The organism is Pseudomonas sp. GW821-FHT03A09 (assembly GCF_059421065.1).
In genome coordinates, this window is the sequence record NZ_JBWKUX010000002.1 from 381827 (window position 1) to 398688 (window position 16862).

General features: G+C 61.0%; 18 protein-coding genes. 7 read left to right on the top strand and 11 right to left on the bottom strand.

Features of this window, described 5'->3' with window-relative positions; all coding sequences use genetic code 11:
* Positions 1–116 precede the first annotated feature (116 nt).
* On the top strand, positions 117–1202 hold the full coding sequence (gene glnL / locus AC07V4_RS04455) for a nitrogen regulation protein NR(II) (protein WP_492637628.1): 1086 nt from the start codon (positions 117–119) through the stop codon (positions 1200–1202).
* Entirely contained in the window at positions 1199–2635 is a 1437-nt protein-coding gene (ntrC, locus tag AC07V4_RS04460; RefSeq protein WP_105697707.1) for a nitrogen regulation protein NR(I), read from the top strand. The genes glnL and ntrC overlap by 4 nt, the downstream gene beginning before the upstream one ends.
* A gap of 461 nt (positions 2636–3096) precedes the next feature.
* On the opposite strand, the gene AC07V4_RS04465 is transcribed toward ntrC, so the two are convergent.
* The gene (locus tag AC07V4_RS04465; RefSeq protein ID WP_492637629.1) at positions 3097–3537 is read right to left on the bottom strand and encodes a hypothetical protein; all 441 of its coding nucleotides are present in this window, start codon (positions 3535–3537) and stop codon (positions 3097–3099) included.
* Here AC07V4_RS04465 and AC07V4_RS04470 point away from each other — a divergent pair.
* Complete coding sequence (locus tag AC07V4_RS04470) at positions 3536–3991, top strand: tRNA (cytidine(34)-2'-O)-methyltransferase (RefSeq protein ID WP_492637630.1); 456 nt, start codon at positions 3536–3538, stop codon at positions 3989–3991. The genes AC07V4_RS04465 and AC07V4_RS04470 overlap by 2 nt on opposite strands.
* Before the next feature lie 157 nt (positions 3992–4148).
* Here AC07V4_RS04470 and secB read toward each other — a convergent pair whose 3' ends face one another.
* From secB to AC07V4_RS04485, 3 genes are read right to left on the bottom strand one after another with little or no spacing between them, the layout of a single operon-like run.
* Positions 4149–4628 carry a protein-export chaperone SecB gene (gene secB, locus AC07V4_RS04475; protein ID WP_012721755.1) on the bottom strand — a complete coding sequence of 160 codons (480 nt, stop codon included), beginning with the start codon at positions 4626–4628 and terminating at the stop codon, positions 4149–4151.
* A 42-nt stretch (positions 4629–4670) separates the two neighbouring features.
* Entirely contained in the window at positions 4671–4925 is a 255-nt protein-coding gene (gene grxC / locus AC07V4_RS04480) for a glutaredoxin 3 (protein ID WP_010213876.1), read from the bottom strand.
* Position 4926: 1 nt separating this feature from the next.
* Entirely contained in the window at positions 4927–5340 is a 414-nt protein-coding gene (locus tag AC07V4_RS04485; RefSeq protein WP_458292906.1) for a rhodanese-like domain-containing protein, read from the bottom strand.
* 151 nt (positions 5341–5491) lie between these two features.
* Here AC07V4_RS04485 and gpmI point away from each other — a divergent pair, with 151 nt between their 5' ends.
* The 4 genes from gpmI to AC07V4_RS04505 all read left to right on the top strand — a co-directional run bounded on the left by gpmI (position 5492) and on the right by AC07V4_RS04505 (position 10707).
* Positions 5492–7018 carry a 2,3-bisphosphoglycerate-independent phosphoglycerate mutase gene (gene gpmI / locus AC07V4_RS04490; protein ID WP_492637631.1) on the top strand — a complete coding sequence of 509 codons (1527 nt, stop codon included), beginning with the start codon at positions 5492–5494 and terminating at the stop codon, positions 7016–7018.
* A gap of 259 nt (positions 7019–7277) precedes the next feature.
* Positions 7278–8573: a murein hydrolase activator EnvC family protein gene (locus tag AC07V4_RS04495; RefSeq protein WP_431751962.1), complete on the top strand. Its 1296-nt coding sequence runs from the start codon at positions 7278–7280 to the stop codon at positions 8571–8573.
* Between the two features lie 30 nt (positions 8574–8603).
* Positions 8604–9932: a S41 family peptidase gene (locus AC07V4_RS04500; protein WP_492637632.1), complete on the top strand. Its 1329-nt coding sequence runs from the start codon at positions 8604–8606 to the stop codon at positions 9930–9932.
* 1 nt (position 9933) lies between these two features.
* Complete coding sequence (locus AC07V4_RS04505; RefSeq protein ID WP_492637633.1) at positions 9934–10707, top strand: divergent polysaccharide deacetylase family protein; 774 nt, start codon at positions 9934–9936, stop codon at positions 10705–10707.
* A gap of 151 nt (positions 10708–10858) precedes the next feature.
* Here AC07V4_RS04505 and AC07V4_RS04510 read toward each other — a convergent pair whose 3' ends face one another.
* The 7 genes from AC07V4_RS04510 to AC07V4_RS04540 form a co-directional block, all read right to left on the bottom strand.
* Positions 10859–11617: a substrate-binding periplasmic protein gene (locus AC07V4_RS04510; RefSeq protein WP_492637634.1), complete on the bottom strand. Its 759-nt coding sequence runs from the start codon at positions 11615–11617 to the stop codon at positions 10859–10861.
* A 66-nt stretch (positions 11618–11683) separates the two neighbouring features.
* Positions 11684–12454, bottom strand: a complete 771-nt coding sequence (gene hisF, locus AC07V4_RS04515) for an imidazole glycerol phosphate synthase subunit HisF (RefSeq protein WP_003187786.1) — start codon at positions 12452–12454, stop codon at positions 11684–11686.
* 9 nt (positions 12455–12463) lie between these two features.
* Positions 12464–13201 carry a 1-(5-phosphoribosyl)-5-[(5-phosphoribosylamino)methylideneamino]imidazole-4-carboxamide isomerase gene (hisA, locus tag AC07V4_RS04520; protein WP_003187784.1) on the bottom strand — a complete coding sequence of 246 codons (738 nt, stop codon included), beginning with the start codon at positions 13199–13201 and terminating at the stop codon, positions 12464–12466.
* 39 nt (positions 13202–13240) lie between these two features.
* Positions 13241–13498, bottom strand: coding sequence for a DUF2164 domain-containing protein (locus AC07V4_RS04525; RefSeq protein ID WP_492637635.1), 258 nt, complete (start codon positions 13496–13498; stop codon positions 13241–13243).
* Positions 13499–14137, bottom strand: coding sequence for an imidazole glycerol phosphate synthase subunit HisH (hisH, locus tag AC07V4_RS04530; RefSeq protein ID WP_431750757.1), 639 nt, complete (start codon positions 14135–14137; stop codon positions 13499–13501).
* Positions 14137–14730, bottom strand: a complete 594-nt coding sequence (hisB, locus tag AC07V4_RS04535; protein WP_003218037.1) for an imidazoleglycerol-phosphate dehydratase HisB — start codon at positions 14728–14730, stop codon at positions 14137–14139. The genes hisH and hisB overlap by 1 nt, the downstream gene beginning before the upstream one ends.
* Before the next feature lie 262 nt (positions 14731–14992).
* On the bottom strand, positions 14993–16654 hold the full coding sequence (locus tag AC07V4_RS04540) for an OFA family MFS transporter (protein ID WP_492637636.1): 1662 nt from the start codon (positions 16652–16654) through the stop codon (positions 14993–14995).
* Between the last annotated feature and the right edge of the window lie 208 nt (positions 16655–16862).

Sequence of the window (16862 nt, forward strand, 5' to 3'; positions counted from 1 at the left end):
CTTAAACCCCTATTCCAAGGGTTTCGCGCTTCTTTTCGGAGCCTTGGTTTGGTTTTTGCATTTTCCTTGTATCAGCGCGAGCCTCAAGCCCGCGCCTTGCTCCAAAAGAGGTCCTGATGACCATCAGCGATGCACTGCACCGTTTGTTACTCGACAACCTGACCACCGCAACCATCCTGCTCAACGACGACCTGCGTCTTGAGTACATGAACCCGGCGGCGGAGATGCTCCTGGCCATCAGCGGCCAGCGTAGCCATGGGCAGTTCATCAGCGAATTGTTCACCGAGTCGGCCGAGGCCTTGAGCTCGTTGCGCCAGGCGGTGGAGCAGGCACACCCGTTCACCAAGCGCGAAGCGATGCTCACCGCCCTCACCGGCCAGACGTTGACGGTCGACTACGCCGTGACCCCGATCCTGAGCAACGGCGCCACCTTGCTGCTGCTGGAAGTACACCCCCGCGACCGCCTGCTGCGCATCACCAAGGAGGAAGCGCAGTTGTCCAAGCAAGAAACCAGCAAGATGCTGGTGCGCGGCCTGGCCCACGAGATCAAGAACCCGCTGGGCGGGATTCGCGGCGCGGCGCAACTGCTGGCCCGTGAGCTGCCGGACGAGAACCTCAAGGACTACACCAACGTCATCATCGAAGAAGCCGACCGCCTGCGTAACCTGGTGGATCGCATGCTCGGCTCCAACAAATTGCCGTCCTTGGCGATGACTAACGTGCACGAAGTGCTGGAGCGCGTCTGCCAGCTCGTGGAAGCCGAAAGCCAGGGCTGTATCACCCTGGTGCGCGACTACGACCCAAGCATCCCCGACGTGTTGATCGACCGCGAACAGATGATCCAGGCGGTGCTCAATATCGTGCGCAACGCCATGCAGGCCATCAGCAGCCAGAACGAGCTGCGCCTGGGCCGCATCAGCCTGCGCACCCGAGCCCTGCGTCAGTTCACCATCGGCCACGTGCGCCATCGCCTGGTGACCAAAGTCGAGATCATCGACAACGGCCCGGGCATTCCGGCGGAACTTCAGGAAACCATCTTCTTTCCCATGGTCAGCGGCCGCCCGGACGGTACCGGGTTGGGCTTGGCCATTACCCAGAACATCATCAGCCAGCACCAGGGTCTGATCGAATGTGAGAGCAATCCTGGCCACACCACCTTCTCGATCTTTCTGCCACTGGAACAAGGAGCCCCATCGACATGAGCCGTAGTGAAACTGTGTGGATCGTCGATGACGACCGTTCTATCCGCTGGGTCCTCGAGAAAGCCTTGCAACAGGAAGGCATGACCACCCAAAGCTTCGATAGCGCCGACGGCGTGATGAGCCGCCTCGCCCGCCAACAGCCAGACGTAATCATCTCCGACATCCGCATGCCTGGTGCCAGCGGCCTGGACTTGCTGGCGCGCATCCGAGAGCAGCACCCGCGCTTGCCGGTGATTATCATGACGGCACACTCCGACCTGGACAGCGCTGTCGCGTCCTACCAGGGCGGTGCCTTTGAATACCTGCCCAAGCCGTTCGACGTGGACGAAGCGGTGGCACTGGTCAAGCGCGCCAACCAGCACGCCCAGGAACAACAAAGCCAGGAAGCCCCACCGACCCTGACCCGCACCCCGGAAATCATCGGCGAAGCACCGGCGATGCAGGAAGTGTTTCGCGCCATCGGGCGTTTGAGCCATTCCAACATCACCGTGCTGATCAACGGCGAATCGGGCACCGGCAAAGAGTTGGTGGCTCACGCCCTGCACCGTCATAGTCCACGGGCAGCTTCGCCGTTCATCGCGCTGAACATGGCGGCGATTCCGAAGGACTTGATGGAGTCCGAGCTGTTCGGCCATGAGAAAGGTGCGTTTACCGGCGCGGCCAACCTGCGTCGCGGCCGCTTTGAACAAGCTGACGGCGGCACCCTGTTCCTCGACGAAATCGGCGACATGCCGGCCGATACTCAAACCCGCCTGCTGCGCGTACTGGCGGATGGTGAGTTCTATCGGGTGGGCGGTCACACACCCGTCAAGGTCGATGTGCGCATCATCGCGGCGACCCACCAGAACCTGGAAACCCTGGTACACGCGGGTAAATTCCGTGAAGACTTGTTCCACCGCCTGAACGTGATCCGCATCCACATCCCTCGTATGTCGGACCGCCGCGAAGACATCCCGACCCTCGCCCGCCACTTCCTCAGCCGCGCCGCCCAGGAGCTGGCGGTTGAACCGAAGCTGCTGAAAAGCGAGACCGAGGAATACCTGAAGAACCTGCCGTGGCCCGGCAACGTGCGTCAGCTGGAGAACACTTGCCGCTGGATCACCGTAATGGCGTCCGGGCGTGAAGTTCATATCAGCGACCTGCCGCCAGAGCTGTTGAGCCTGCCCCAGGATTCGGCACCCGTGACCAATTGGGAACAGGCACTGCGCCAGTGGGCCGACCAGGCTCTGGCGCGTGGCCAGTCGAACCTGCTGGACAGCGCCGTGCCGGCCTTCGAGCGGATCATGATCGAAACCGCTCTGAAACATACCGCCGGCCGCCGTCGCGACGCCGCCGTGTTGCTCGGCTGGGGCCGCAATACCTTGACGCGCAAGATCAAGGAATTGGGCATGAAGGTCGATGGTGGGGATGACGACGAGGGCGACGACGCCTGACTCTCAGATCCACTGAAGATCCAATGTGGGAGGGGGCTTGCCCCCGATGACGGTATATCAGCCAAAGATGTTGTGACTGACCTATTGCTATCGGGGGCAAGCCCCCTCCCACATTTGGATCTTCACAAGGTTCAAGACTGTGCACCGCTTCAATGCACCATGAACCGGCATCGGGCATGGATCCGACACCTGAAACCTATGCCTCACTGAAAAAATCTGAAAGCCAAAAATACCAAAGCCCCGTATTCCGGGGCTTTGCGCTTTCTGTAGAATTTTTTTGGCACAACTCGAGCACTCTGGCACGCGCCCTGCAATAACTCCTGTACTACCCAGTTTCGGGGACCTTGGTACAGGCAGGCCGAGAATCCCCTCTTTAACACCCGGGGTGCTTGATGCGGACAGCGTCGTGCCCCACACCCGTTTTGGGAGCCCTGGTACAGGCAGGCCGGGAACTCCCTCTTTTATTCCTCCCGGAGATGGATCTCCAACCGCCAGCGGCCATCGGCCTTCTCCCCTTTCCATTCCCCACGCAGCGGTCGAGCCGCCACCAGGTTCAGCAGCAAGCCACCGTCGGTCTTGCGCACGCGCCAGTTCACGTCCTTGTCATTGACCTTGAGTTGCCCGCCGGCGCCCTTGCCCTCGGCATCGAACAGCAACGCCACAGTGCCGTCGATATGCTCGCCGTGCAGCTTGGGTTCGCTGTTGAACCACACCACTACGCCATCTGCCTCTGTCTCCACTCGCTGCAGTTCGACGGGGTCAGGCGTGGTCAGGCGACCGATCATCAAGCCAATCATCAGGCCCACAATCGCCAAAGAGCCCATGACCCGTGGCAATAGCTTCGGCCTAGGGTCGTCTTCAGGGGTAGAATGCAGCGCATCTTTGCCTTCGGAGCCGTGCATGTTTCACGTCATCCTTTTTCAACCAGAAATTCCGCCGAATACCGGCAACGTTATCAGGCTGTGCGCCAACAGTGGCTGCCACCTGCATTTGATCGAGCCTCTGGGCTTCGACATGGACGATAAACGCCTGCGTCGCGCCGGGCTGGACTACCACGAGTACGCCACCCTCAAGCGTCACGCCGACTTGGCCAGTTGCCTGGAAAGCCTGGGCTACCCACGATTGTTCGCGTTCACCACCAAGGGCTCGCAACCGTTTCATGATGTCAGCTTTGCTGAAGGCGACGCCTTCCTGTTCGGCCCGGAGAGCCGGGGCCTGCCGGCCGATGTGCTTGACGCACTGCCCGACGGCCATCGCCTGCGTTTGCCGATGCGCGAGGGTTGCCGCAGCCTGAACCTGTCCAATACCGTGGCCGTCGCCGTCTACGAAGGCTGGCGCCAGCTCGGCTTTAAATAACACCGCAAAACAAATGTGGGAGAGGGCTTGTGTGGGAGCCGGGCTTGCCCGCGATGCAGACACCTCGGTTTATCAGAGATACCGAGGCGATGCTATCGCAGGCAAGCCAGCTCCCACACAAGCCCCCTCCCACATGGGGTCCTGCGTCGGGTTCGACTTATTGAACGGTCGACGAACCTTCCTGTTGCATGCGCTGCAGCTCTTGAGCGTACAGGGCATCGAAGTTCACTGGAGCCAGCATCAGCGCCGGGAACGAGCCACGGGTGACCAGGCTGTCCAGGGTCTCACGGGCATACGGGAACAGGATGTTCGGGCAGAAGGCGCCCAGGGTGTGGCTCATGGACGCTTCGTCCAGGCCCTGGATCAGGAAGATACCGGCCTGTTGCACTTCAGCGATGAAGGCCACTTCTTCGCCATTCTTGACGGTCACCGACAGGGTCAGCACCACTTCGTGGAAGTCGCCTTCCAGGGCTTTCTGACGGGTGTTCAGGTCCAGCGCAACACTTGGGGTCCATTCCTGACGGAAGATGGCCGGGCTTTTCGGCGCTTCGAACGACAGGTCACGCACGTAGATCCGCTGCAGCGAGAATTGTGGGCCTTGGGCTTCTGCTGCTTCGGTGTTCTGTTGGTCAGTCATCGCAGATCCTTCTTGATCTTGGGGTCTTTTAGGGTTTAGGAGTCAGACGAGCAGCAGCGCATCGAGTTTACCGGCGCGCTCCAGGGCGAACAGGTCATCGCAACCACCGATATGCTTGGCGCCGATCCAGATCTGCGGCACGGACGTGCGTCCCGCCTTCTGGGCCATTTCGGCGCGCACCTGGGGTTTGCCGTCGACCTTGATCTCTTCGAAGGCAACGCCCTTTTTCTCCAGCAAGGCCTTGGCCCGCATGCAGTAAGGGCACCAATCGCTGGAATACACGACAACCTGGCTCATATCACTTCACCAGCGGCAGGTTATCGGCCTTCCAGCTGCCGATACCACCGGACAGTTTGGCGGCGGTGAAACCAGCCTTGAGCATTTCGCGGGCGTGGGTGCCGGCGTGCTGGCCTTGGGCATCGACCAGGATGATGGTCTTGGCCTTGTATTTTTCCAGCTCGGCCAAGCGTGCGATCAGCTTGTCCTGTGGAATGTTCAGGGCGCCAACGATGTGGCCGCCGGCAAATTCCTTGGCCGGGCGAATATCCACGACAACGGCTTCATCCTTGTTGACCAGTGCGGTCAGCTCCGACGTGCTCAGGCTGCGGCCACCGCGGCTCATTTCATGAGCGATCAGCAGCGCCAGCAGGATGACGAAGGCACCCGCGAGCAGGTAGTGGGCAGTGGCAAATGCAATCAGGTGATCAACCATCAAGGAGGTTCCAGGGCGTTAAAATGGCGGTAAGTATACACAGCCGCCAGGGGGGGCCAACCCCCGTAAAGCGGTGACGTAGTGGGAACTTCGCTTTAAACTGCCACTCCCTTTTCAATTGTCTTCCTTTATTAGCGCCGCGAGAGGATCTATGACTACTACGCCTAAACCTTTGGTCCTGATAATTCTCGATGGCTTCGGACACAGTGAAAGCCACCACGACAACGCCGTGTACTCGGCGAACAAGCCTGTGCTCGACCGCCTGACCGCCACCGTGCCCAATGGCCTGATCTCCGGCTCCGGCATGGACGTGGGCCTGCCGGACGGCCAGATGGGCAACTCGGAAGTCGGTCACATGAACCTCGGCGCCGGACGAGTGGTATACCAAGACTTCACACGTGTGACCAAAGCGATCCGCGACGGCGAGTTCTTCGAGAACCCGACCATCTGCGCGGCGGTGGATAAAGCAGTGGCCGCCGGCAAGGCGGTGCACTTCATGGGCCTGCTGTCCGACGGTGGTGTCCACAGCCACCAGGATCACCTGGTCGCCATGGCCGAACTGGCCTTCAAGCGCGGCGCCGACAAGATCTACCTGCACGCCTTCCTCGACGGCCGCGATACGCCTCCGAAAAGTGCGCAGTCGTCCATCGAACTGCTGGACGCCACGTTCGCCGCCCTCGGCAAGGGCCGTATCGCCAGCCTGGTGGGTCGTTACTTCGCCATGGACCGCGACAATCGCTGGGACCGCGTATCCCAGGCCTACAACCTGATCGTCAACGGTCAGGCCGAATTCAACGCCGCCTCCGCTCAGGAAGGCTTGCAAGCTGCCTACGAGCGCGGCGAGAGCGATGAATTCGTCAAAGCCACCACCATCGGCGAGCCGGTGAAAGTGGAAGATGGCGACGCAGTCGTGTTCATGAACTTCCGTGCCGACCGCGCCCGCGAACTGAGCCACGTGTTCGTCGACGACGGCTTCAAGGACTTCGAGCGCTCGCGCCAGCCGAAAGTCGAGTTCGTGATGTTGACCCAATACGCCGCCAACATCCCGGCCCCGTCGGCATTTGCCCCAGGCAGCCTGGAAAATGTGCTGGGCGACTACCTGGCGAAAAACGGCAAGACCCAGTTGCGCATCGCCGAAACCGAGAAATACGCCCACGTGACCTTCTTCTTCTCCGGCGGTCGTGAAGAACCGTTCCCAGGTGAAGAGCGCATCCTGATCCCGTCGCCGAAAGTCGCCACCTACGACCTGCAGCCAGAAATGAGCGCGCCGGAAGTCACCGACAAGATCGTCGACGCCATCGACAACCAGCGTTACGACGTGATCGTGGTCAACTACGCCAACGGCGATATGGTCGGCCACAGCGGCAACCTGGAAGCGGCGATCAAGGCCGTGGAATGCCTGGATAAGTGTGTTGGCCGCATCGTCGACGCCCTGGAGAAAGTCGGCGGCGAAGCGCTGATCACCGCCGACCACGGCAACTGCGAGCAGATGTCCGACGAATCCACCGGCCAGGCCCATACCGCCCACACCACCGAGCCGGTGCCGTTCATCTATGTCGGCAAGCGCGACCTGAAAGTCCGTGAAGGCGGCGTACTGGCGGATGTGGCGCCGACCATGTTGAAGCTGATGGGTCTGGAGAAGCCAAAGGAGATGACCGGGACCTCAATCCTGGTTTGATTCTCAGCGTCACGGAGAAACCAATGTGGGAGGGGGCTTGCCCCCGATAGCGAAATGTCAGTCGACATCTATTTGACTGACCCACCGCCATCGGGGGCAAGCCCCCTCCCACATTGGATCTTCGGTGTTTGGTAGATGTCTTTTTGCCATACTGCCGCCACTCGGCACCTATCTTGCCTTCTAGCCCGAATTGGGCGTTTTTTTTGCCGCGCTTGGCGGGCATACTAGGCCGTCCTTTTCCCTGGTGTCGCCCGCCTCTATGCTTCGCGCCTTGATTCCCCTCGCTCTTGTCTGCCTGCTCCAACCGGCCTTTGCCGACGAGCGCGCACAAACCCAACAACAGTTGGACGCTACGCGTCAGGACATTACCGAGCTGAAAAAACTGCTCGGCAAGCTCCAGGAAGAAAAGTCCGGCGTGCAGAAAGACCTGCGCGGCACGGAAACCGAGATGGGCAAGCTGGAGAAGCAGGTCCAGGAGCTACAAAAAGAACTAAAGAAGAGCGAGTCGGAACTGGAGCGACTCGACGCTGAGAAAAAAAAACTCCAGAGCGCACGCGTTGAGCAACAGCGCCTGATCGCGATCCAGGCCCGCGCCGCCTACCAGAGCGGCCGCCAGGAATACCTCAAGCTGCTACTCAACCAGCAGAACCCTGAGAAGTTCGCGCGCACCCTCACCTATTACGACTACCTGAGCAAGGCACGCCTGGCGCAACTGAAGGGGTTTAACGAAACCCTGCGCCAATTGGCCAATGTGGAACAGGAAATCGCCGACCAGCAGTCACAGCTGCTCGACCAGAAAAGTGCCCTAGACACCCAGCGCGACCAACTGGACAAGGTCCGCAAGGAACGCCAACTGGCCCTGGCCAAGCTCAATAACGATGTCAAAGCCCGCGATGCCAAGCTCCAGGCCCGCGAGCAGGACCAGGCCGACCTGGCCAAAGTGCTCAAGACCATCGAAGAAACCCTGGCCCGCCAGGCACGCGAGGCTGAAGAAGCGCGGCAAAAAGCGCTGATCGCCCAGCAGGAAGCGGAAAAAAAGCGCAAGCGTGAGGCCGAGCTGGCCGCCACCACCGATGCACCAGCACCGCGTAAACCGGCGCATTCAGCCCCAGGCCCGCTGGTTTCAAGCGCCGGCGAGAACTTCGGTGGCCCTTTTGCGTCAGCCCGCGGCAAACTTCCATGGCCGGTTGATGGTCGACTGCTGGCACGCTTTGGGGAAACCCGCGGCGATGACACACGCGCCAAATGGGATGGCGTGATGATCAGCGCCTCTGCCGGCAGCCAGGTCCACGCCGTCCACGGTGGCCGTGTGGTGTTCGCCGATTGGCTGCGCGGTGCCGGTTTGTTGGTGATTCTTGACCACGGTAATGGCTATTTGAGCCTTTACGGCCACAATCAGACTTTACTCAAGTCGGCAGGTGATGTTGTAAAAGCCGGTGAATCCATCTCCACTGTCGGGAACAGTGGTGGCCAGGACACCCCGGCGCTGTACTTCGCTATTCGTCAGCAGGGTCGCCCGAGCGATCCTGCACAATGGTGCCGTTCCCAAGGATAGGGCCGCATCTACATTAGGAGTTCGTTCGACATGCTGCATTTGTCCCGCCTCACTTCGCTGGCCCTGACGATCGCCCTGGTGATCGGCGCGCCTCTGGCTTTTGCCGACCAGGCCGCTGCCGCTGCACCCGCCGCCACGACCGCGACCTCTGCCGCAACCACTAAGGCACCGTTGCCGCTGGACGAGCTGCGCACCTTTGCCGAGGTCATGGACCGGATCAAGGCAGCCTATGTCGAACCTGTAGACGACAAGACCCTGCTGGAAAATGCCATCAAAGGCATGCTCAGCAACCTCGACCCGCACTCCGCCTACCTCGGCCCGGAAGATTTCGCCGAGCTGCAGGAAAGCACCAGCGGTGAGTTCGGTGGCCTGGGCATCGAAGTGGGCTCCGAAGATGGCCAGATCAAAGTGGTCTCGCCGATCGACGACACCCCAGCGTCCAAGGCCGGTATCCAGGCTGGCGACCTGATCGTGAAGATCAACGGCCAGCCGACCCGTGGCCAGACCATGACCGAAGCCGTCGACAAGATGCGCGGCAAGCTCGGCCAGAAAATCACCCTGACCCTGGTGCGCGACGGCGGTGCTCCGTTTGACGTGACCCTGGCCCGCGCCACCATCACGGTCAAGAGCGTGAAGAGCCAACTGCTGGAGTCGGGCTACGGCTACATTCGTATCACCCAGTTCCAGGTCAAGACCGGCGACGAAGTGGCCAAGGCCCTGGCCAAGCTACGCAAAGACAACGGCAAGAAACTCAACGGCATTGTGCTCGACCTGCGCAACAACCCAGGCGGCGTGCTGCAGGCGGCGGTGGAAGTGGTCGACCACTTCATCACCAAGGGCCTGATCGTCTACACCAAAGGCCGTATCGCCAACTCCGAGTTGCGCTTCTCGGCCACCGGCCATGACCTGAGCGAAGGCGTGCCACTGGCGGTGTTGATCAACGGCGGCAGCGCCTCGGCGTCGGAAATCGTCGCCGGCGCCCTGCAGGACCAGAAGCGCGGCGTGCTGATGGGCACCACCAGTTTCGGTAAGGGTTCGGTGCAAACCGTGCTGCCACTGAACAACGAGCGTGCGCTGAAGATCACCACGGCGCTGTACTACACGCCTAATGGCCGCTCGATCCAGGCCCAAGGCATCGTGCCGGACATCGAAGTTCGCCGGGCCAAGATCACCAATGAGACCGACGGCGAGTTCTACAAGGAAGCCGACCTGCAGGGTCACCTGGGCAATGGCAACGGCGGCGCCGACCAGCCTACCGGCAGCAGCACGAAAGCCAAGCCGATGCCGCAGGATGATGACTACCAACTCGCCCAGGCGCTGAGCCTGCTCAAGGGCCTGAGCATCACCCGCAGCCGTTGATATGCGTCTTGCCCTGATCATCGCTGCGCTGTTCAGCCTGGCCGGAGTCGCCCACGCGGCCCCGGCCGGCGAGCCGCACAAAGCCTACCTGACTCTGATCATCGACGACCTCGGGCAAAACCTGCCCCGGGATCGTCGCGTGCTGGCCCTGCCCGGGCCGGTGACCACCGCGATCATGCCCGACACGCCCCACGCCGCCGAATTCGCCCGCGAAGCGCATAAGGCTGGCAAGATCGTGATCCTACACATGCCCATGGACCCGGCCACCGGTCCATTCGCCTGGCACCCCGAGTTACCCATCGAAGAGCTCGGCAAGCGCTTGGACGCCGCGTTCAAGGCCGTGCCCTACACCGCCGGCATCAATAACCACATGGGCAGCCGCATGACCGCCCAACCCGCCGCAATGGCGTGGTTGATGGCCGAATTGCAACGACGCAACAAATTCTTTGTCGACAGCCGTACGAGCGCACAAACCGTCGCTGCCGCCGAAGCGCAGAAGATCGGCCTGGCGCATGTCTCACGGGATGTGTTCCTCGATGACGAACGCACCGAGGCGGCGATTACCACGCAGTTGCAAACCGCGATCAAGCTGGCCCATAAACAAGGTTCGGTGGTGATGATCGGCCACCCTTACCCACAGACCCTGGCTGTGCTTGAGCGTGAGTTGCCCAGGCTTAAGGCCCAGGGCGTCGACTGGATTGATATCAAGTTGATGATCAGCGTGCGCGGCAACCAGGCCATGGCCGGGCATGGCAAGAACGGTCTGTACCGTTAAAGGTGGGAGCGAGCTTGCTCGCGAATACGGTGTATCAGTCGACATATTCGTTAACTGACACACCGTATTCGCGAGCAAGCCCGCTCCCACATTTTGACCGTGTTTATCCCGCGGATTGCCGTGCTGCAGTACACCCTGTGAGAGTTGCCAGCTACAGGTAACGTGCCATGATTTCGTCGATGGCCCCATCCTTGCGCAACTGGTCCAGCGCAGCCTGAAGCTTGGCGACCAGTTCATCCGGTACGTTCTTGTTCAACGCCAAATAGAGCTGAGCACTGTTGAAACGCAGCACGGTCTTGAGCCCGGTCACGCCGACCTGTCGCGCCAGATAACGCCCGGCAGGATCGCCGGTGGCCCAGAGGTCGATCTGGCCATTCATGAGCTTCTGCGCATTGTCCTGGTCGCGTAAAACCACCACCGGATTGAGGCCCTGCTTTTCAAGGCTCTCGGCAATGGCGTCACCCTTGTAGGCGCCAATCTTGTAACCGCGCGCGTGCTCCAGATCGTCGAGTTCGATCTTGCTGTCAGCCTTAGCCAGCATCACCCAATCATCCGGGCCAATGGGGCCGACCCATTTGAACAGGGCTTCACGGTCCGGCAGGCGTGCCATCACGAATACGCCATAACCAGGTTTCTCCAGGGCAAGCTTGTAGATTCGCTCCCAGGGGAAACGCAAGGTGAGGTTGTAGGAAATGCCAGCGCGCTTGAAGGTTTCGCGCACGATGTCCACGGCGATACCTTCGACGTTCTCGTCCTTGGCGAAGTTCTTGCCGTTTTTCGCCATGTTGTAGGGCGGGAAGTTTTCCGTCAGCAACACCAGGGAGGCGTCGGACGGCGCTTCGGCATTCGCCGAGCCGACCAGCAGTAGGGAAGAACTGGCGAAGGCGAGCAGCAGCAGCTGTTTGAACATGAAGGTTACCGGAATCCATGGCAAGCGCAGAGAGTGCCTCTGGCCTGCCATGGTGTCCAGCAGCGTTTAGCGAACGACGATACCGCGCGCCGCCATGTACGCCTTGGCCTCGGGAACGGTGTATTCGCCAAAATGGAAAATACTCGCCGCCAGCACCGCACTGGCGTGGCCTTCGAGCACGCCGTCGGCCAGGTGCTGCAGGTTGCCGACACCGCCGGAGGCGATGACCGGGATGCCCAGCGCATCGCTGATGGCACGGGTGACGCCCAGGTCGAAGCCGTTTTTCATGCCGTCCTGGTCCATGCTGGTCAGCAGGATTTCCCCGGCGCCCAGGCCTTCCATCTTCATCGCCCACTCCACCGCATCCAAGCCGGTCGGCTTGCGCCCGCCATGGGTGAAGATCTCCCAGCGCGGGGTTTCGCCCGGGCCGGAGACTTTCTTGGCATCGATGGCAACGACGATGCATTGCGAGCCGAAGTGCTGCGCAGCTTCGCCGACGAACTCCGGGTTGAACACGGCCGCGGTGTTGATCGAGACCTTGTCCGCGCCCGCATTGAGCAGGTTGCGGATGTCTTGCACGGTGCGCACGCCACCGCCCACGGTCAGCGGGATGAAGACCTGGCTGGCCATGCGCTCGACGGTATGCAGCGTGGTGTCGCGACCGTCGACGCTGGCGGTGATGTCGAGAAAGGTAATCTCGTCGGCACCTTGCTCATCGTAGCGACGGGCGATTTCCACCGGGTCGCCGGCGTCACGGATGTTCTCGAACTTGACGCCCTTGACCACGCGACCGTTGTCGACGTCCAGGCAAGGGATGATGCGTTTGGCCAGCGCCATGGTCAGTCCTCAGCCGTTGTAGGCATCGCAGTAAGCCTGGGCTTCGGCGACGTCCAGGGTACCTTCGTAGATCGCACGGCCGGTGATGGCGCCGATGATGCCGGGGGCCTTGGCGTCCAGCAGCGACTTGATGTCGCCCAGGTTGTGGATGCCGCCGGAGGCGATCACTGGGATTTTGGTCGCGGCGGCCAGCGCAGCGGTGAACGGAACGTTGCAGCCCTGCATCATGCCGTCTTTGGCGATGTCGGTATAAACGATGGCGGACACACCGTCGGCTTCGAACTGCTTGGCCAGGTCGATCACCTGCACGGTGCTGATCTCAGCCCAGCCGTCGGTGGCGACGAAACCGTCTTTAGCGTCCAGGCCAACGATAACCTTGCCAGGAAACGCGCGACAGGCTTCGGCGACGAACGCCGGGTCTTTCACAGCCTTGGTGCCGATGATCACGTAGCTCACGCCGGCCTTGACGTAGTGTTCGATGGTTTCCAGGGAACGGATACCGCCGCCGATCTGGATCGGCAGGTTCGGGTAACGCTTGGCAATCGCGGTAACCACTTCGCCATTGACTGGCTGGCCTTCGAAAGCACCGTTCAGGTCCACCAGATGCAGGCGACGGCAACCCCCTTCCACCCATTTGGCGGCCATGCTCACCGGGTCATCGGAGAACACAGTGGAGTCTTCCATGCGGCCTTGGCGCAGGCGTACGCAGGCACCGTCCTTGAGATCGATAGCGGGGATAATCAGCATCTGGCAAACCTTATTCGATATTCAGCAATGCTTGGGAAGTCAGGGCTTCTCAAGCGACCACAGGTCGCTTTCGATGCTTTCGAACCTTTCTTTAAGGAGCGTCTGCGCGTCGAAAACCGCCCGGTTGTAATAGTGCGGCGCTACTTCGGTGGTGAACAACTCAAGAATCTCGGCGACCTCGAACGAGCCCAGCTTGAGCTCGAAGCGATCTTCCATGAAGACCTTGATCTTGTGAGTGGCCTCACGCTCCTGCTCGGGCGTGAGGTTCAAGATCGGCGGCTTCGGTTTCTTGGCCATTTACCAGCGACCATCCCACGCGGCGAAGTTCTGCAGCAATTGCAGGCCATGGGTGTGGCTCTTCTCCGGGTGGAACTGCACGGCAAAGCGCGAGCCGTCGGCCAGCGCTGCGGCGAAGTCGACGCCGTAATGCCCGCCACCCACCACCTGGCGCGGGTTACCGGCGGCGATGTAGTAGCTGTGCACGAAATAGAAACGCGCCAGGTCTGGAATGTTGTGCCACAGCGGGTGATCCACCGTTTGACTGACTTCATTCCAGCCCATGTGCGGGACTTTCAGGTGGGCGCCGTCTTCGTGCAGGTCTTTGCCGAAGAACTTCACCTGGCCAGGAAACAGGCCGATGCAGTCGACGCCTTCATTCTCTTCACTGCGGTCGAGCAAGGCTTGCATGCCCACGCAGATGCCGAGGAACGGGCGGTCCTGGCTGACTTCGCGCACCAGGCTGTCGAAGCCCAGGCGACGGATCTCGGCCATGCAATCGCGGATCGCACCGACGCCAGGGAACACCACCCGGTCAGCTTCGCGAATCACGTTGGCATCGCTGGTGATCAGCACCTTGCCGGCACCTACGTGTTCGAGGGCCTTGGCCACCGAGTGCAGGTTACCCATGCCGTAATCGATAACCGCGACCGTCTGCATTACAAGACGCCCTTGGTCGAGGGCATTTGCCCGGCCATGCGGTCATCCAGCTCCACGGCCATGCGCAGCGCGCGGCCGAAAGCCTTGAACACGGTTTCGATCTGGTGGTGGGTGTTGGTGCCGCGCAGGTTGTCGATGTGCAGACTGACCAGTGCGTGGTTGACGAAGCCCTGGAAGAATTCCTGGAACAGGTCGACATCGAAGCCGCCCACGGTGGCGCGGGTGTAGGGCACGTGCATCTGCAGGCCTGGGCGGCCAGAGAAGTCGATGACCACGCGCGACAGCGCTTCGTCCAGCGGGACATAGGCGTGACCGTAGCGACGGATGCCTTTTTTGTCGCCGATGGCCTTGGCAAACGCCTGGCCGAGGGTGATACCGACATCCTCCACAGTGTGGTGGTCGTCGATATGCAGGTCGCCCTTGCTGACGATATCCAGGTCGATCAGCCCATGACGGGCGATCTGGTCCAGCATGTGCTCAAGAAAAGGTACACCGATATCAAATCGGGCCTTTCCGGTGCCATCCAGGTTGATCGAGGCTTTGATCTGGGTTTCCAGAGTGTCGCGCTCGACGGACGCCTTACGTTCGGCCATCACCAGCTCCGCAAAATCATTGGGCGAAAAAGGCAGCCATTATAGGGGCGCGGGCGCTAAACAGAAACATCGAAGGGGATAAGACTGACGAGTTGAAGAGAGGAATGTCGGGGATAGACATGTGCATACATGTGAGAACCAGCTTTTGTGGGAGCTGGCTTGCCTGCGATGCGGACACCCCGGTTTTTCAGTTTCTCCGAGGTGATCCCATCGCGGGCAAGCCCGGCTCCCACAGGAACCGTGCCCACAAAGGTTTGCGGTGTTAGTGGAACAGTACCGCCGTCTTCTGCAGGGTCACCCACACACCCCACGCCAACGGAATACCCACCACCAACCAGGCGGCGATGGCCAATGGCACGGTGCCGGAAGCCGCTTTCCACTCCAGGGAAGTGGTGGCGTCCGAGCCCTTGTCATGGCCCAGCGCCTGTTCGGCGGCCAGTTCGGCGTCGGTCATGAAGTACTTGTCGGCCACCGGGCGTACCAGCATGTTGCAGATGAAGCCCAGCACCAACAGGCCCGCAAGGATGTACAAGGTGATGTCGTAGGCCGCAGCACGCTCAACGCCGATGCTCAACTGATACTCACGCAGGTAGTTCACCAGTACCGGACCCAACACGCCCGCAGCTGCCCACGCGGTCAGCAGGCGACCGTGGATCGCACCGACCATCTGGGTGCCGAACAGGTCGGCCAGGTAGGCCGGAACCGTGGCAAAACCACCGCCGTACATCGACAGGATGATGCAGAACGCCGCCACGAATAGCGCCACGTTGCCCAGGTGCCCCAGGTTCGGGATCAGCGCGTACAGGGCAAAGCCCAGGGCGAAAAACACGAAGTAGGTGTTTTTACGGCCCAGGTAGTCGGAGAACGACGCCCAGAAGAACCGGCCACCAATGTTGAACAGGCTCAACAGACCGGTGAAGCCCGCGGCGATGGCCGCGATGGAGGCCAGTTGGCCCGCATCCAGTTGACCGAACGGCACGTCGACGCCCAGCAACTTGCCACCAAATACTTCCTGCAGCAGGGGCGAAGCCATGCCGAGGATGCCAATACCGGCGGACACGTTCAGGCACAGCACCAGCCATACCAAGCGGAATTGCGGAGTTTTCCAGGCCACGTTCACATGCACGTGACGGTGGGTGATCATCGCATTGCTGGCTTTTTTTGCCGGCGCGGTCCAGCCCTCAGGCTTCCAGCCGGTCGGCGGAACACGGTAGGACAAGGCGCCACCGATCATGAACACGAAGTAGATCGCAGCCATCACCAAGAAGCTTTGCCATACGCCCACGCTGGTCGGCGACGCGAAGTGGCCCATCAGCGCTGCGGCCAGGGGTGCACCCACCATCGCGCCACCGCCGAAGCCCATGATTGCCATTCCGGTCGCCATACCACGCTTGTCCGGGAACCACTTGATCAGGGTCGACACGGGCGAGATATAGCCCAGGCCCAGGCCGATACCGCCAATGACCCCGGAGCCGATCCACATCAGCCAGATCTGGTGGGTGTAGATACCCAACGCCGAGATCAACAGCCCGCCGCACCAGCACAACGCCGATACAACGCCCGCCTTGCGTGGCCCGGCATGTTCCAGCCAGCCGCCCCAGATCGCCGCCGAGCACCCCAGGAAGATGAAGAACAGGGTGTAGATCCAGCCCAGCATGGAGATGGGCCAGTCGCATTGGGACGAGAAGACTTGGGCGATAAAGCTCATGTCCGGCGCGCAGGCGACGGGTGCGGTGATGCCCAGCGCTTTGGACAGCGGCAACCAGAACACCGAAAAGCCGTAGGCCATGCCGATGCACAAGTGGATGGCCAGGGCGGCCGGTGGAACCAGCCAGCGGTTGAACCCGGGCTTGGCGATGATGCGCTCCTTGGACAGGAACGCAGGCTGTGCGGCAATACTACCGGCCGCAGTGCTAGTGCTCATTGGTGTTTCCCCCAGTTATTAGTATGTGTCCGCCAGACGCTCTCTCCCTCGACCTTGCACGCAAAGCGTTGGCCGTTGTTGTTGAGTAAAGCTCCGTTTAAACGCGACGCTATGTCGCAGACGACAGACGAACCCGCGCAGATTAGCACCTGCTGATGACAGAAAAACCAAACTGACATCACCTTTTTCGCGATAGCTGTATTGTTTG